The organism is Brevibacterium album DSM 18261 (assembly GCF_000426445.1).
GTDB lineage: Bacteria > Actinomycetota > Actinomycetes > Actinomycetales > Brevibacteriaceae > Brevibacterium > Brevibacterium album.
Genome location: NZ_AUFJ01000009.1, coordinates 498,026 through 513,572 on the forward strand (window position 1 = coordinate 498,026; position 15,547 = coordinate 513,572).

Here is a 15,547-nt window from a genome sequence, read left to right on the forward strand (position 1 = left end):
CGTGTCTCACTCTGCTTCGCTGATCCGCCGGGACAGCGAAGCAGAGTGAGACATGCGCGGGAACGGAGACGCGAGCTCACCGCAGCGCGGCGGCGAAGCCCTCCTCGAGCACGTCGAAGGCCTCGTGCAGCAGCGCATCGGAGATCGTGAGCGGCGGCAGGAAGCGCAGCACATTGCCGAAGGTGCCCGTCACGAGGACGAGCACGGCGTTCGCCCCCGCGTGCTGGGCCACGGCCTTCGCGAGCTCCGGGTTCGGCTCGAGCGAATCGCGCCGGACGAGCTCGACGGCCTGCATCGCGCCCCGGCCGCGGACGTCCCCGACCTCCGGGAACTGCGCCTGCAGCCGTTCGCAGCGCTTCACGAGGATCTCGCCGATCTCCCGGGCGCGGGCCACGAGGCCGTCGCTCTCATAGGCCTCGATCGCGCCCAGTGCGGCGGCCACGGCCGCGGGGTTCCCGCCGTAGGTGCCGCCGAGGCCGCCCGCACCGACCGCGTCCATGATCTCCGCCCGGCCGGTCACCGCTGCGAGCGGCAGTCCGCCGGCGATGCCCTTGGCCGTCGTGACGAGATCCGGGACGATCCCCTCGTGCTCGGAGGCGAACATGGCGCCGGTGCGGGCGAAGCCGGCCTGCACCTCGTCCGCGACGAAGACGATGCCGTTGGCCTTCGCGTACTCCGCGAGCGCGGGGAGGAAGCCCTCGGCGGGCACGATGAAGCCGCCCTCGCCCTGGATGGGCTCGATGACGAGGGCCGCGACGTCATCGGCGCCGATCTGCCGGTCGATCATCTCGATGACCCGCGCGGCTGCGTCCTCACCGGAGACCTTGGTGCCCGCCGCCGCGTCATCGCGGTACGGATAGGACATGGGCGCGCGGTACACCTCGCCGGCGAAGGGGCCGAAGCCCTTCTTGTACGGCGCGGCCTTCGAGGTCATCGCCATCGTGAGGTTGGTGCGGCCGTGGTAGGCGTGGTCGAACACGACGACGGCGTTGCGCCCCGTGTGGACGCGGGCGATCTTCACCGCGTTCTCCACGGCCTCGGCGCCGGAGTTGAGCAGGACGGTGCGCTTCTCGTGGTCGCCGGGGGTGAGGCGGTTGAGCGCCTCCGCGACCTCGACGTAGCCCTCGTAGGGATTCACCATGAAGCATGTGTGCGTGAACGCGTCCAGCTGCTCCTTGGCACGGGCGACCACCCGGGGGTTCGCATTGCCCACCGTCGTCACGGCGATGCCGGAGCCGAGGTCGATGAGCTGGTTGCCGTCCGCGTCCCGGAGGACCCCTCCCCCGGCGGCCACGATGTAGGCCGGCAGGCTCGAGGCCACGCCCGGCGCCACCGCCCTCTTCCTCCGTGCCTCCAGTTCCCGGGAACGCGGCCCCGGGATCTCGGTGACGATCCTGCGTTCCTGCGGCAGCTGGTCTCCGCCCGTCTCAAGCACAGTCATGCCTCGAATCTATCGCGCGCCGTGAGCGCTGTCACGGGCACAGGTCGGTGCAGGAAGCCCATGAAGGTGCGCAGCGGCGTGCCGCACACCTCGGTTCCCGGTCACCACCCCCGAGCCCCACCCCCTGTGCCGCTGAACGCTCAGGTATGCCGGGGCGGGCAGCGGCGCAAGGGGTGGGAGGCAGGCGGCGCAGGCTCTCGCCTCAGCGACGGCGGGCGTCCACGTCCGCATTGCGCGGGGGTGCCGTGACGGCCTTCTCCTTCGACACCGCCACGATGGTCTCCTGCGCGGCCGCGATGAGCTCGGCGGCGTTCCCACCAACCGCAGTGCCCGCGTCCGAGGCGCCTGAGCCCTCGGCATCCGCGGCAGGAGCCGCCGCACCGCCTTCGCCCTCCGTCACCACGACCTGCAGCGGCGCCGCGGGGTCGAGGCTGCGCTTGACGAGCGCGAGCGCGATCGGCCCGAGCTCCCAGTGCAGCGCGGCAGTCGTCACATGCCCCACGGCGCGCTGGGCGCCGCGGACCTCTGCCCGCACCTCGGCGCCGGCGCGGGGAAGCACGTGACCGGAGCCGTCCAGGTGCAGGAACACGAGGCGCCTGGGCGGCTGGCCCAGATTGTGCACGCGCGCCACCGCCTCCTGCCCCCGGTAGCACCCCTTGGCGAGGTGCACGGCGGTGCGCAGGACGTCGAGCTCTCCCACGAGCGCCCTGTGGTCGACCTCGGGGGCGCCGGGCCGCCAGGCCTCCACGCGCAGGGCCTCCCAGGCATCGCGGCCCGCGACGGCGAGGTCCGCATGCGCCCACTCACGCAGGATGCCGCGCTCCACGACCGCGATCCGGAAGTCCAGGGCGTGGCCGGGGTGGGAGGCCGAGGCCGCGGGCGCTCCCGCGTCGATCTGCGCATAGGAGGCGGACCCCTCCCCGATCGCCGGCCAGGGGTCGTTCCACACGGCCGCCGCGTCGAGGTCCGCGGGAGGCGCACCGATGAAGCCGACCGCCTGGTGCGAGTCCGTGACATCGGCGATCTCGACGCGGAGCATGAACCGCATGCGGTCGAGGAAGTCCACGGCCTCGCCCGTCCGCACGTCCGAGACCGCCCACAGCGCCTCGCCGTCGTCCACGATCCGAAGCCAGCCCTCGATGTGCCCCGTGGGCGAGAGCACGAGCGTCTCCGTCGAGGTGCCCGGGGCCAGTCCGTCGACCTTCTGCGTGGTGAGCGAATTGAGCCAGGTGAGGCGGTCGGGCCCGGTGAGGCGCAGAACGCGCATCGCGGAGAGATCGGCCAGGGCGCGCCCCGTCGCAAGCGCCCGCTGCTCGCGCAGGGGCTCCGCGAAGTGCGCGACCTCGCCCCCGTGGGCGCCGGTGCCGTACACGGCCTCGGAGCGGGGGAACCGGAGGGAGTTCGGCAGGGGCGCCTCGGTCGTGGCCCGCTGCGGCGCCTCGGCAGGGGCGCCGCCCTGGTCCGCCGCCGCGCCCTCGCCGCGCTCCTGTCCGCTGTGCGTGCTCATCGTCGTCTCCTCGTCTCAGGGTCCCGGCTGGTTCAGAGTCCCGGCAGGTGCGGCACGGGCGGCAGGTCCGGGATCTCGGGCAGCTCGCCCGATCCGGGAATCCTGATCTCGGGCAGGTCGCCCAGCTCGGGCAGCCTCAAGCCCTCGCCGAGGCCGGAGCCCAGATCGCCCAGGTCCCCGAGCCGGTCTCCCAGCTCCCGTCCCCATTCGCCCAGCTGATCCGCCAGCTGTCCTCCCAGGCTCAATGCGTCGAGAGCGGTCTCGTATTCCGAGGCCTGCTCGCACGCACCCCGGACGGCCTCGGCGAACCGGGTGACGGAGCCGGCCACCTGGTCCATGAGCGGCGCGGTGTCGATGGCCTCGAGGCGGTCCGCGGCGCCGCAGAGCTCGTCGAGGGCATCGGCGCCCTCGCGGATGACCGTCTGTGCGCTATCCGCACTCTGCCCCCATCCGCCGGAGAGCTCACCGGGATTGCGCAGCCTGCCCGTCGAGAGGTCCACGAGGACGGCGGCGTCGATGAGCGTGGGGACCACGTCGTCGACGAGGGAGTCCGCGACATCGAGCGCCTCCGCGCCCGCAGCCGTGTTCTTCCGCACCCCCGGCACGAACTCGAGGACCGGCATGGGGAAGGCCGTCATCTCATCACGTGCCTCGTCGAGGGCGACGCGGACGGAGTCGAGGCTGTCCGAAGCGGCCTCGGGATCGGCGATGAGGTCGTCGAAGAGGTCCTCGGCGGAGGCGGAGGCTCCCTCAAGCGCAGAGCTGAGGCGCTCCACACGCTCCTTGACGACGACAGCGGAAGCGGCCGCGAGCAGCGCCAGCACGAGCACCACCACGAGGGCGGAGACGAGTGCGCCGCGCAGGCGGGCGCGTCCCGCCGGCCGCGCCTCCGCGGCACTCATCCCAGCACGGAGGGGGTGACCCGGCTGAGCTGGGCGGAGGCGTGGGAGACGGCCTCGGTCCGCCCCGCGGCCATGTCCCAGGCCCACAGCAGATCGCCGTTCACGAGGCCGTACATGCGACTGGAGCTGCGGTAGTCCTTGGCCTGCGGCGTCCGCACCCCGCCGTCGGCGACGAGGTCCACGCGCGGTCCGGCGATCCGTCCCGTGTAGTGCTCCATGAGCCCGTGCGGGTAGGCGATCGAGGCCTCGATCGCGAAATCGCCGCGCTCGGTGCGCAGCTCCTCGACGGCCTCGGCAGTGGCGAAGGGGGAATCGGCGGTGGGCGGGAGCAGGCCCGGGCCGGTGTCATGCGCACCGCGCTCCCGCGCGAGCTGCCATATGCCCGTCTCGACGCCCAGCACCGGCCCCACGACCGGCTCATCGGCTGCCTCAGGCGCGCCCGAGCCCGGCTCCCGCGATCCCGCCTCCCGTGCTTCTGCAGCTCCGGCGGGGTCTCCCGCGACCGCAGCACCCGTGGCATCGGCATCACCGGCAGTGCCCTCATCCCCGGCACCGGCCTCGGAGCCGTCCGCTGCCCCGCCCGAGGCCGGCTCCAGCAGCCAGGTCTCGCACCGGTAGAGCAGATAGGGCTGCTCGCCCACCCGCTCGAAGACGATGCGCTGCGCGATCTCGCGCTCCTCGACGTCCGGGTAGACGACGGCGCCCCGGCCCTCCCACGTGCCGATCAGCCAGGCGAGGGGAACGAGCTCGGGCTGCAGATCGACGGGGATCTCAACCGGCATGGGTCAGCGCTTGACCTTGAAGAGGTTGGTGACGACCTTGATCCCGACGGCCAGGGCGCCCAGGCCGGCGAGAACGACGAGTGCTTCGAAGAAGACGACGAGTCCGGAGTAGTCCATGCGCCCATCGTATCCCAGCCCGCGGACCTGTATGCGAGCGGTCCGGTCCGCGGCCTCAGCCCGCGCCGAGGACGCGGGTGAGGACGTAGACGACGACGCCGCCGAGCGCGATGGGGGCCGCCCCGAGCGTCAGCTGCACAGCGAAGTGCCGCGCCTTCTGCGTGCCGCGGGCCTGCGCCAGCTTGGCAGCCTGGAACTTGGAGTCGGCGACGAGGCCCAGCAGGCGGTCGACGGCGGCGGCCAGCAGGCCCATGATGGACCCGAGCACCGCGGCGGCGAGCAGGCCGAGATCGTCCTGCGTGCTGCCGAGGGTGCCGAGCAGGCCGCCCGTGAGCCCCACCGCCATCGCGAGCGGCGCGGTGAAGCGCGCGGGCAGCGGCAGCGCGGTCGCCGCGAGCGCGAGCACGAGGGCGATGAGGCCGGTGAGCACGCTGCCGTTGTCGGTGGGGAGCTTGTAGGCGGCCACCCAGGAGGCCGCGGAGAGGGAGATGACCAGGCCCGCCACCTGCGCGGAGACGTTCGCGACGGCGTGCGAGGCCCCGATCCCGCGCGCCAGGTTCTGCACGAAGGCCCACAGGAGTCCCACGCCGGCCAGGGTCGGGAGCCATTCAAGGTACGGCGAGGTCTCCGACAGCCAGGTCGCGGTCACCCCGGCGATGCCGAACAGCGCGAGCATGATCGAGGTGGAGCGCGGCTGAGGGGAATCGGTCAGGCGCGGCCAGCCGTAGGCCACGCCGAGCACGACGAGGCATGCCGCCGGCGCGAACACGGAGAACCCGAACAGGGCAGAGCCTCCGAGTCCCAGCGTCAGGCACAGGGCGATCACAACGCGCATCCATCTCAACACCCCTCCATCCTGCCTCATCCGGACCATCGCCCGCTCCGACGGGGGCGAGAGGCCTCCGCGGGCTCCCGTGCACGGCCTGCGAAGGCGCACCTCTCGATATACTGCCGAGGTCACCCGGAGCGCTCGGGTCCGGACCGGAGGGGCAGGTCCGGGTCTCCTGCACCGGAGACCCTCACACTGCCAGGCCCCGTTCCGACACGTGCCAGCCCGAAGGAGCCCGCGATGCGCGTCCTGCACGTCACCCCGGGCGCCCGGCCCGCCACGGGCCCCGTGCTCCTCGCACTCGCCCACCTCCCCCACTCCGTCGCCCACACCGGGACGCGCATGGACGCGCTGGCCTCGGCGGCGCCCGCGGACGTGATCGTGCTCGACGCCACCGCGGACCTCACGGCGGCGGCCGGCTTCACGCGGGTGTGCGAGCAGGCAGGACGCGAGGAGCCCGTGCTGGCGGTCCTCACGGAGGGCGGGCTCATCGCCGCGAACCCGGAATGGCGCATGAGCGACATCGTCCTGGCCTCCGCCGGTCCTGCCGAGGTCGACGCCCGCCTGAGACTCGCCGCCGCGCGCGGGCAGCCCCCCGAGCATGCCGCCGAGGCCGCGGTCATCGAGGTCGGCCCGCTCCGGATCGACGAGGACGCCTATGTCGCGTTCGTCCGCGGCCGGCAGCTGGACCTCACCTTCAAGGAGTTCGAGCTGCTGCGGCATCTGGCGGCCAACGCCGGGCGGGCGCTCACCCGGCCCGAGCTACTCCAGGACGTCTGGGGCTACGACTTCTTCGGCGGCACCCGCACCGTCGATGTGCACGTCCGCCGCCTGCGGGCCAAACTGGGGGCGGAGCTCGACCAGGTCATCCATACGGTGCGCAATGTGGGATACCGTTTCTCGCCGGAGATCGCCGAGCGCGCCGCCGGTGCGCACCCGGGCGAATCCGCCGTCGGCGAGGAGGCCGCGGGTCCCTCGGAGACCGGATCGGCCCGGACGGACCCCGCCGGCCGGGACGCCGGACAGGGACCGGGATCGGAGGGGCCCGGGCGGAGGGAACGACCGGCGAGCACGGCACACGACGAGGAGGAGAGGAATGGGAGCGCACATGCCTGAGCGCCATGCAGAGGTCGAGGTGGTCCGGCTCGACTCGCTCGAACCGGCTGCGGACCTCCTCGCCGAGGCCGCCGCCGCAGACGGGATCGCACCGCTCTCCGACGGCCTCCTCGAGGCCGCCGCCCGCGGTGAGGCGCTCGTCCTCGCCCTCGCGGACCCGGCCTCGGGCGAGGAGCCCTCCTCCCCGGCCTCGGCCGAAGCCCCCGCCCTCGCCGGCGTCGCGGTCGCGGCCCTGCAGGGCACCCGCTGGGCCGCCGAGGCCGTCGTCGCGCCCCAGCTGCGCGGTGCCGGGCACGGCCGCACCCTCGTGACGGCGCTGGCGGACCTCCTCGCCGAGCAGGGCGAGCGCGCATGGTTCTGGTCGCACGGGGACCATCCCGCCGCTGCGCACCTGGCCGCCGAGGCCGGGTACGCCCGAGCGCGCGAGCTCCTCCAGCTCACGACGAACCGGCTCGCGGGGACCGCTGCAGAGGCCCCGGCGGAGTCCGGCGGGGCAGTCGCGGAGCCCGGCGCGGCCGCGGGAGCCACCGCCTCGCCCGACGACACGACCGCGGAAGCCGCAGCCCCCCTCTCCCTTCCCGCGCCGCAGGTGCCCGAGGGCATCGTCCTCCGCAGCGCCGCACCCGGCGACGCCGAGGACTGGGCGCGCGTGAACAACGCCGCATTCAGCTGGCACCCCGAACAGGGCGGTCAGCCGGTGTCCGGGTACGCCGCGCGCCTTGCCGACCCCGCCTTCGACCGGGACTCCGTCGTCATGGCCGAGCGCGCCGCGGACCACCGCCTCGCGGGATTCCACGAGACGAAGATGCACTCCGACCACCCCTCCGGCCTGCGGATGGGCGAGGTCTACGTCATCGCGGTGGACCCGCAGCTGCACGCCCGGGGCCTCGGCCGCGCCCTGCTGCTCGAGGGCATGCGCCGGCTCGCGGATGCGGGCGCCGAGGCGATCGAGCTCTATGTCGAGAGCGACAATGCGAGCGCGCTGCCCCTCTATCGCGGCACGGGCTTCGTCCGCACCGTCACCCATGTCAGCTACGCACCGCCGGAGGCCTGAGATGCCCTACGATGTCACCGCCTTCGGCGAGGAGCATGCGCTGCCCGCGCCCCACGACCGCTTCCTCGACCGCGAGCTGTCCTGGCTCGCCTTCAACCAGCGCGTCCTCGAGACCGCGGCGGACGCGGAGATCCCCCTCCTCGAACGCGTGAGCTTCCTGTCGATCTTCGCCTCGAACCTCGACGAGTTCTTCATGGTCCGCGTGGCCGGGCTCAAGCGCCGCATCTCGACGGGCCTCGCGGTGCCGTCCATCACGGGCGCGCAGCCGCGCGCCGTCATGCGATCGATCTCCAAGCACGCGCGCATGCTGGTCCGCCGCCATGCCGAGCTCCTCCGCGATGTGCTGCGCCCGCAGCTCGAGGAGGAGGGGATCTACCTCGTGGGGATCGACGCGCTCACCCGCGCCGAGCGCAGGCGGGTGGACGAGTTCTTCTTCACCGACGTCTTCCCGGTCCTCACACCGCTCGCCGTCGACCCCGCGCACCCCTTCCCCTACGTCTCCGGGCTCTCGCTCAACCTCGGCATCCTCCTGCGGCATCCGCGCACCGGCGTCGAGCACTTCGCCCGGGTCAAGGTCCCGCCCGTGCTGCCGCGCTTCTTCAACGTCACCGAGCCCGGCGGTGCGGACGATCCGCGCCCCATCGGCCCGGACAGCCCCGGCCGCTTCGTCGCTATCGAGCACATCATCGCCGCACACCTCGGCTCCCTCTTCGAGGGGATGGAAGTGGTCTCCTCCTCCTGCTTCCGCGTCACCCGCAACGAGGACCTCGAGGTCGAGGAGGACGATGCCGAGAACCTGCTCAAGGCCCTGGAGAAGGAGCTGCTGCGCCGGCGCTTCGGCCCCGCGGTGCGCCTCGAGGTCACGGAGGACATGGACCCGCGCGCCCGCGAGCTGCTCGTCCGCGAGCTCGGCATGGACGAATCGGAGATCTACGAGCTCCCCGAGCCCCTGGACCTGCGCGGGCTGAGCGCGCTCTCGGCCATCCCCCGCGAGGACCTCCACTTCCCGCGCGCCGTGCCGGTGATGAACCGCGATCTCGCGGCGGAGGAGTCCTCCGACCAGCCCGACGCATTCAAGGCGATGCGGGAGAGGGAGATCCTCCTCCACCACCCCTACGAGTCGTTCTCCACGAGCGTGCAGGCGTTCATCGAACAGGCCGCCGCGGATCCGGACGTGCTCGCGATCAAGCAGACCCTCTACCGCACCAGCGGCGACTCCCCCATCGTCGACGCCCTCATCGAGGCGGCCGAGGCGGGCAAGCAGGTGCTCGCAGTCGTCGAGATCAAGGCCCGGTTCGACGAGGAGAACAACATCACGTGGGCCCGCAAGCTCGAACGGGCCGGCGTGCACGTCGTCTACGGCATCGTGGGCCTGAAGACGCACGCGAAGCTGTGCCTCGTGGTGCGGCACGAACGCGGACGGCTGGCCCGCTACGCGCACGTGGGCACGGGCAACTACCATCCCAAGACCGCCCGCCTCTACGAGGACCTGGGGCTGCTCACGGCGGACCCCGTGCTCACCCAGGACGTCACGAAGCTGTTCAACCAGCTCTCCGGCTACGCCCCGCGCACCGAGTACTCACGCCTCCTCGTCGCCCCCAACCACGTGCGCGAGGGGCTGCTCTCGCACATCGGGGAGGCCACCCGCAGGGCACAGCGCGGGGAGCGCGCCCGCATCCGGATCAAGGTCAACTCGATCGTGGACGAGAAGCTCATCGACGCCCTCTACCTCGCCTCGCGCGCGGGCGTCCAGGTCCAGCTGTTCGTCCGCGGGATCTGCGCCATCCGCCCGGGCATCGCGGGCCTGAGCGAGAACATCGAGGTGCGCTCGATCCTGGGCCGGTACCTCGAGCACTCGCGCGCGTTCGTGTTCGAGCACGGAGAGGACCTCGCGCACGCCGAGGCCCTCATCGGCTCCTCGGACCTCATGCACCGCAACCTCGACCGCCGGGTGGAGGCGCTCGTGCGCCTCGAGCGCCCCGAGCACATCGCGAAGGTGCGGGAGATGTTCGACCTCGCGTTCTCCGACGGGACCGCCCACTTCTGGCTGGAGCCGGGCGGACAGTGGGCCCGGCGGACGCACGATGCCGAGGGCGCACCCCTGCGCGACTACCAGGACACCCTGGTGCGGGCCCACGGCCGCCGCGGGGGGCTGCCCGCATGAGCCCCGCTCCGGTGAGCAACGCCGGGGAGTCCGCGCGCCTCGGCGCCGATGTCCTCGCCGGCGGAGGAGTCCTCTGGCGGCGAACGCCCGACGGCATCGAGGTCCTCCTCATCCATCGCCCCCGCTACGGCGACTGGTCGTGGCCGAAGGGCAAGGTGGACCCGGGCGAGACGCTGCCGGAGGCCGCCGTCCGGGAGATCCGGGAGGAGACCGGCTACCGGGTGACCCTGGGGCTGCCCCTGCCCAGCGCCCGCTACACCGTGGGCCGGAGGCTCACGAAGCACGTCTCCTACTGGGCCGCGGAGGTCACCGGCGGCCCTGCGGACGAGATCGCCGATCCGAAGGAGATCGACGAGACCCGGTGGGTGAGCCCCGAGCGCGCCGCGCAGCTGCTCACCCGCTACCACGACCGCGAGCAGCTGGACAGAGTCGTGCACGCGCACGCCACCGGCAGCCTCGGCGCATGGCCGTTCGTCGTCGTGCGCCACGGCAAGGCCTTCCCCCGTGCCAAATGGCACGAGACGGAGCAGGAACGGCCCCTGCTGGCCGTCGGCACGAGACAGGCGCTCGCGCTCACGGGGCTGCTGAGCTGCTGGGACCTGCGCAAGCTCGTCTCCAGCCCCTGGAAGCGCTGCGTCGCCACACTCAAGCCCTTCTCCGCGGCCACCGGCAGGTCCATCCGGCTGCGCGGCTCCCTCAGCGAGAAGGCGAATGCCGCGGATCCGGAGAAGACCGCGCGGGTGCTGCGGAAGATCCTCCGCAAGGGCGTCCCGGCCGTCGTGTCCACACACCGGCCGGTGCTGCCGACCGTCCTCGACGTCCTCGCGGAGTTCTCCCCCGCCGGCCTCGCCGAGCGGCTGCCGGCCGAGGACCCCTTCATGAATCCCGGCGAGATCCTCGTCGCCTACGTGCGCCCCGGCCCCGTCCCCCGCATCGTCGAGTTCGAACGGTACCGTCCCATCGACGCATGAGCGGAGGCGCGGGCGGTGCGCCGAAGCGCGGTGAGCGTGCCCGGAGTCCGCTGAGGTGCGGGCACGGGCCGGCAGGGGAACAGACCGGCAGAGGCACAGGGCTGGCGCATGAGCGGCATCACAGGCGCTTCCGCCTGTGATGCGATTGTGACCGAATCCTCGCGGTCGTGGGCCGTCATTCACCTTCCATTCACGTCCGCACACCTTCCGATACACCGAGCGCTCGTAGCGTGAGGCCTGCAGCCGGGGCGAGAGGATCCTCTCCCGGCACGACCTGAAGATGAGTGAAAGGCACTGACGTGAAGCTCAAGCGTTTCGGCACTGCTGCGGCATTCCTCGCCGTGGGTGCGCTCACCCTGTCCGCGTGCGGCGGAGGCCCCGAGGCCGGCGCCGGCAGCAGTGGCGCGGGTGAGGACTCGGGTGTCTCCGGCACCCTCATCGGCGGCGGCGCGTCCTCGCAGGAGGCCGCCATGACCGCCTGGAGCCAGGGCGTCACGGACGCGGCGGCGGGCCTGACCGTCAACTACGACCCGGTGGGCTCGGGCTCCGGCCGCGAGGGCTTCCTCAACGGCCAGTACACCTTCGCGGGCTCCGACGCCGCGATGGACGACGAGGAGAAGGCGCAGGCCGAGAGCGTGTGCGGGCCCGAGGGCGTCTTCCACGTCCCCGCCTACATCTCCCCCGTCGCGGTCGCCTTCAACCTCGAGGGCGTGGACACCGTGAATATGGACGCCGAGACCATCGCGAAGGTCTTCGCCGGCGAGATCACCACGTGGAACGACGAGGCCATCGCCTCCCAGAACGAGGGCGTGGAACTGCCCGACACCCCCATCACGGTGGTGCACCGCGCTGACGACTCGGGCACCACCGAGAACTTCACCGCCTACCTCCACGAGGCCGCGGGCGATGCCTGGGGCTTCGACGAGGTCGAGACCTGGCCGTCGGAGATCGCCGCCGAGTCCGCGCAGCAGACCTCCGGCGTCGTCTCGCTGACCCAGTCCACCGATGGTGCGATCACCTACGCGGACGCCTCGCAGATCGGCGAGCTGGGCACCGTCTCGGTGGGCGTGGGCGAGGAGTACGTCCCCTACTCCGCCGAGGCCGCCGCCTCCGCCGTCTCCAGCGCGGAGACGAACGAGGACGGCTCGGTCGAGCTCGACCGCTCCACGGAGGAGGCGGGCGTCTACCCGATCGTCCTCGTCTCCTACCACATCTACTGCCAGCAGTACCAGGACCAGGAGACCGCGGATCTCGCGAAGGCCTTCGCCGAGTACGTCATCTCCGAGGAGGGCCAGGACGCCGCGGCCGAGGCCGCCGGCAGCGCCCCGATCGACGAGGCGACCCGCGAGGGCGCCGCCGAGCGCATCGGCAGCATCGGAGTGCAGGGCTGAGACCCGCATCCGGCAGAGGGATCCGTCCCGGGGCCGAACTCCCCGGACGATTCTGCCGCCGGCTCACCTCCGCAGTGAGCCGGCGGCACCGCTGTGTCGGGGCATCGGGACGCATGCTCCCGCCAGGAACCGACGGCGCAGCCGCGCGCACCGGAGCCCCGGGTCCCCTCCTCCACCATCCGCTCCACCGGTCTCCGGGCCCCTGCCCGGGACTGCAGTACTCCGAAGGGAGTCACCGTGACTGAGAAGGTCACAGCACACAGCTCCAGCGCCCCTGCGCCGGCCCGCAGCGCCCCGAGCGGTCTGCAGACCGGCGGGACGGGCGGGGCCTCCGGCGACCGGGTCTTCTCCGGTCTCGCCTACGGCGCCGGCGGGCTCATCCTCGTGGTGCTCGCATTCGTGGCGATCTTCCTCGTCACGGAGTCGCTGCCGGCGCTCTGGCCCACGGTGTTCTCCGATCAGGATTCGATCAGCAGCGCGGACACCTTCCTCCAGTACGTCCTCCCCCTCATGGGCGGGACGATCATCGCCTCGATCATCGCGCTCATCATCGCGACCCCGGTCGCGGTGGGCATCGCCCTGTACATCTCGCACTACGCGCCGCGCCGCATCGCCACGCCCGTGGGCTACGTCATCGACCTCCTCGCCGCCATCCCCTCGGTGGTCTACGGCGCCTGGGGCATGGTCACCCTCGCCCCCGCGCTGGTGCCGATCTACGGCTGGCTGCACGAGCACCTCGGCTTCCTGCCCTTCTTCGCGGGAGACCCCTCGACCACCGGCCGCACGCTCGCGACCTCGGGCGTCGTGCTGGCGGTGATGATCCTCCCGATCATCACCTCCCTGTGCCGCGAGATCTTCGTCCAGACCCCCAAGCTGCACGAGGAGGCGGCCCTGGCCCTCGGCGCCACGCAGTGGGAGATGGTGCGGGCGACGGTCTTCCCCTTCGCCCGCGCCGGCATCGTCTCCTCGGTCATGCTGGGCCTCGGCCGCGCACTGGGCGAGACGATGGCCGTGACCCTCGTCCTCTCCCCCGGCGTCTTCTCGCTGAGCCTCATCACCTCCGGCCGCAATGCGACGATCCCCTCCGAGATCGCGCTGAACTTCCCGGAGGCCTTCGGCATGCGCCAGTCCGAGCTCATCGCAGCCGGCCTCATGCTCTTCATCATCACGCTCGCGGTGAACATGATCGCCCGCTGGATCGTGAGCCGCCACAAGGAATTCTCGGGAGCGAACTGATGTCCGCGAACACAATGACCGACGACAAGCCGGCCGCACAGGCCCCCGCGCGTTCGCTCACTGCCGGGCAGATGCCGCGCTGGGTCTGGTCCGTGACGGCCGGCGGCGCGCTGGCGGTCGGCGCCGGGCTGGCGGCGGTCCTGGGCGAGGGGTTCTCCGTCGCAGGCTGGGCCATCTTCTCGGCCGTCCTCTTCATCCTGGGCATGTACGTCATCACCTGGCGGGTCCAGAACCGGCGGCGCGCCGTCGACGGCCTGTGGCGGAACCTCGTGTGGGCGGCATTCCTGCTCGCGCTCGTTCCGCTGATCTCCGTGCTGTGGACGGTGCTCGCCCAGGGCCTGCCGACGCTGCTCTCGAACCCCGGCGTGCTCATCTACGACATGTCGACGACGAACGGCGCCACGGACATCGCGACCCAGCAGGACGGCGCCCGGCTGTCAGGCGGGTTCGTGCACGGTCTCATCGGCACCGTCATGATCACGCTGCTGGCGACGCTCATCTCCGTGCCGATCGGCCTCATGGCCTCCGTCTACCTCGTCGAGTACTCGCGCGGCGGCTGGTTCGCCCGCGCCATCACGTTCTTCGTGGACGTCATGACGGGCATCCCCTCGATCGTCGCGGGCCTCTTCGCCTTCGCCGCGGTCCAGCTGTTCATCACCACGTTCATCGGCGACGGGCCCGCCCAGCTGCAGATGGTGAAGATGGGCCTCTCGGCCGCGATCGCGCTGTCCGTGCTCATGATCCCCGTGGTGGTCCGCTCCACGGAGGAGATGCTCCGGGTGGTTCCGAATGAGCTGCGCGAGGCCTCCTACGCCCTCGGCGTGCGGAAGTGGCGCACCATCATGAAGGTGGTCCTGCCCACCTCGATCTCCGGCATCGCCTCGGGCGTGACGCTCGCGATCGCCCGCGTCACCGGTGAGACCGCCCCCATCCTCGTGACGGCCGGCTTCATCGCCTCGACCAACTGGAACCCGTTCAGCGAGTGGATGACGGCGCTGCCGGTCTTCATCTACCGTCAGCTCGTCAATCCCACCGCTCCCTCCGCGGCCGACCCCTCGCAGATGCGTGCCTGGGCCGCCGCCCTCGTCCTCATCCTCATCGTCATGCTGCTCAACCTGCTGGCCCGCATCATCGCGCGCGCGTTCGCACCCAAGAAGACCGGCCGCTGACGGCGTAGGCTCATCAGACAGAAGCAGAAGAAGGAACCCTCATGGCAAAGCGCATCGACGCAGTCGACCTCAACGTCTACTACGGCAAGTTCCTCGCGGTCGAAGACGTGAACATCAAGATCGAGCCGCGGTCCGTCACCGCCTTCATCGGCCCCTCCGGCTGCGGCAAGACGACCTTCCTCCGCACCATCAACCGCATGCACGAGGTGCTCCCGGGCGCCTATGCGGAGGGCGAGATCCTCCTCGACGGGGAGAACATCTACGGTCCCGGAGTCGACCCCGTCAACGTCCGCGCCGAGGTGGGCATGGTGTTCCAGCGCCCCAACCCCTTCCCCACCATGTCGATCCGCGAGAACGTGCTCGCCGGGTACAGGCTCAACGGCACGCGCATGTCGAAGTCCGATGCGGATGCGATCGTGGAGAAGTCCCTGCGCGGGGCGAACCTCTGGAACGAGGTCAAGGACCGTCTGGACAAGCCCGGCTCCGGGCTCTCGGGCGGACAGCAGCAGCGCCTGTGCATCGCGCGCACGGTTGCGGTGGAGCCCTCGGTGATCCTCATGGACGAGCCCTGCTCCGCCCTCGACCCCATCTCCACGCTCGCGGTCGAGGACCTCATCAACGAGCTCAAGGAGAACTACACCGTCGTCATCGTCACGCACAACATGCAGCAGGCCGCGCGCGTGGCGGACCGGACCGCGTTCTTCAACATCCAGGGCACCGGCAAGCCCGGCAAGCTCATCGAGTACGACGACACCATCAACATCTTCCAGAACCCGCAGAACGAGCAGACCCAGAACTACGTCTCCGGCCGCTTCGGCTGAGGTTCGGGCGCCCTCACAGCCCCGCAGAAGCTCGGGGTGCACGTGCA

13 protein-coding genes are annotated in these 15,547 nt (G+C 71.6%); 8 read left to right on the plus strand and 5 right to left on the minus strand.

Annotation, left to right across the window (positions count from 1 at the left end; all coding sequences use genetic code 11):
• Positions 1–76 precede the first annotated feature (76 nt).
• From gabT to K318_RS0102335, 5 genes are all read right to left on the minus strand, one after another.
• A complete protein-coding gene (gene gabT, locus K318_RS0102310; RefSeq protein WP_029088279.1) occupies positions 77–1,441 on the minus strand; it encodes a 4-aminobutyrate--2-oxoglutarate transaminase in 1,365 nt (454 codons plus the stop codon).
• A gap of 202 nt (positions 1,442–1,643) precedes the next feature.
• Complete coding sequence (gene ygfZ, locus K318_RS18775) at positions 1,644–2,948, minus strand: CAF17-like 4Fe-4S cluster assembly/insertion protein YgfZ (protein WP_084499514.1); 1,305 nt, start codon at positions 2,946–2,948, stop codon at positions 1,644–1,646.
• Positions 2,949–2,980: 32 nt separating this feature from the next.
• The gene (locus K318_RS0102320; protein WP_029088280.1) at positions 2,981–3,850 is read right to left on the minus strand and encodes a hypothetical protein; all 870 of its coding nucleotides are present in this window, start codon (positions 3,848–3,850) and stop codon (positions 2,981–2,983) included.
• A complete protein-coding gene (locus tag K318_RS0102325; RefSeq protein ID WP_029088281.1) occupies positions 3,847–4,632 on the minus strand; it encodes a heme-binding beta-barrel domain-containing protein in 786 nt (261 codons plus the stop codon). The genes K318_RS0102320 and K318_RS0102325 overlap by 4 nt, the downstream gene beginning before the upstream one ends.
• Before the next feature lie 172 nt (positions 4,633–4,804).
• Positions 4,805–5,584: a hypothetical protein gene (locus K318_RS0102335; RefSeq protein ID WP_029088282.1), complete on the minus strand. Its 780-nt coding sequence runs from the start codon at positions 5,582–5,584 to the stop codon at positions 4,805–4,807.
• A gap of 234 nt (positions 5,585–5,818) precedes the next feature.
• Here K318_RS0102335 and K318_RS18780 point away from each other — a divergent pair, with 234 nt between their 5' ends.
• The 8 genes from K318_RS18780 to pstB all read left to right on the plus strand — a co-directional run bounded on the left by K318_RS18780 (position 5,819) and on the right by pstB (position 15,500).
• The gene (locus K318_RS18780) at positions 5,819–6,694 is read left to right on the plus strand and encodes a response regulator transcription factor (RefSeq protein ID WP_084499515.1); all 876 of its coding nucleotides are present in this window, start codon (positions 5,819–5,821) and stop codon (positions 6,692–6,694) included.
• On the plus strand, positions 6,687–7,748 hold the full coding sequence (locus K318_RS0102345; protein WP_211233257.1) for a GNAT family N-acetyltransferase: 1,062 nt from the start codon (positions 6,687–6,689) through the stop codon (positions 7,746–7,748). The genes K318_RS18780 and K318_RS0102345 overlap by 8 nt, the downstream gene beginning before the upstream one ends.
• 1 nt (position 7,749) lies before the next feature.
• Entirely contained in the window at positions 7,750–9,912 is a 2,163-nt protein-coding gene (locus K318_RS0102350) for an RNA degradosome polyphosphate kinase (protein ID WP_029088284.1), read from the plus strand.
• Positions 9,909–10,883 carry an NUDIX hydrolase gene (locus K318_RS0102355; protein WP_029088285.1) on the plus strand — a complete coding sequence of 325 codons (975 nt, stop codon included), beginning with the start codon at positions 9,909–9,911 and terminating at the stop codon, positions 10,881–10,883. Before K318_RS0102350 ends, K318_RS0102355 begins: the two co-directional genes overlap by 4 nt.
• Before the next feature lie 299 nt (positions 10,884–11,182).
• Positions 11,183–12,274 carry a phosphate ABC transporter substrate-binding protein PstS gene (locus K318_RS0102360; protein WP_029088286.1) on the plus strand — a complete coding sequence of 364 codons (1,092 nt, stop codon included), beginning with the start codon at positions 11,183–11,185 and terminating at the stop codon, positions 12,272–12,274.
• Between the two features lie 303 nt (positions 12,275–12,577).
• Positions 12,578–13,510, plus strand: a complete 933-nt coding sequence (gene pstC / locus K318_RS0102365) for a phosphate ABC transporter permease subunit PstC (RefSeq protein ID WP_029088287.1) — start codon at positions 12,578–12,580, stop codon at positions 13,508–13,510.
• Positions 13,510–14,679, plus strand: coding sequence for a phosphate ABC transporter permease PstA (gene pstA / locus K318_RS0102370; protein WP_029088288.1), 1,170 nt, complete (start codon positions 13,510–13,512; stop codon positions 14,677–14,679). Before pstC ends, pstA begins: the two co-directional genes overlap by 1 nt.
• A 41-nt stretch (positions 14,680–14,720) precedes the next feature.
• On the plus strand, positions 14,721–15,500 hold the full coding sequence (pstB, locus tag K318_RS0102375) for a phosphate ABC transporter ATP-binding protein PstB (RefSeq protein ID WP_029088289.1): 780 nt from the start codon (positions 14,721–14,723) through the stop codon (positions 15,498–15,500).
• The last annotated feature ends 47 nt before the right edge of the window (positions 15,501–15,547 follow it).

Bases quoted from the DNA above. Each gene is read 5' to 3' on its own strand.
- ygfZ (WP_084499514.1), bottom strand. From the start codon at position 2,948: ATGAGCACGCACAGCGGACAGGAGCGCGGCGAGGGCGCGGCGGCGGAC.
- K318_RS18780 (WP_084499515.1), top strand. From the start codon at position 5,819: ATGCGCGTCCTGCACGTCACCCCGGGCGCCCGGCCCGCCACGGGCCCC.
- K318_RS0102335 (WP_029088282.1), bottom strand. From the start codon at position 5,584: ATGCGCGTTGTGATCGCCCTGTGCCTGACGCTGGGACTCGGAGGCTCT.
- K318_RS0102355 (WP_029088285.1), top strand. From the start codon at position 9,909: ATGAGCCCCGCTCCGGTGAGCAACGCCGGGGAGTCCGCGCGCCTCGGC.
- gabT (WP_029088279.1), bottom strand. From the start codon at position 1,441: ATGACTGTGCTTGAGACGGGCGGAGACCAGCTGCCGCAGGAACGCAGG.
- K318_RS0102345 (WP_211233257.1), top strand. From the start codon at position 6,687: ATGCCTGAGCGCCATGCAGAGGTCGAGGTGGTCCGGCTCGACTCGCTC.
- K318_RS0102325 (WP_029088281.1), bottom strand. From the start codon at position 4,632: ATGCCGGTTGAGATCCCCGTCGATCTGCAGCCCGAGCTCGTTCCCCTC.
- pstB (WP_029088289.1), top strand. From the start codon at position 14,721: ATGGCAAAGCGCATCGACGCAGTCGACCTCAACGTCTACTACGGCAAG.
- pstA (WP_029088288.1), top strand. From the start codon at position 13,510: ATGTCCGCGAACACAATGACCGACGACAAGCCGGCCGCACAGGCCCCC.
- K318_RS0102320 (WP_029088280.1), bottom strand. From the start codon at position 3,850: ATGAGTGCCGCGGAGGCGCGGCCGGCGGGACGCGCCCGCCTGCGCGGC.
- K318_RS0102350 (WP_029088284.1), top strand. From the start codon at position 7,750: ATGCCCTACGATGTCACCGCCTTCGGCGAGGAGCATGCGCTGCCCGCG.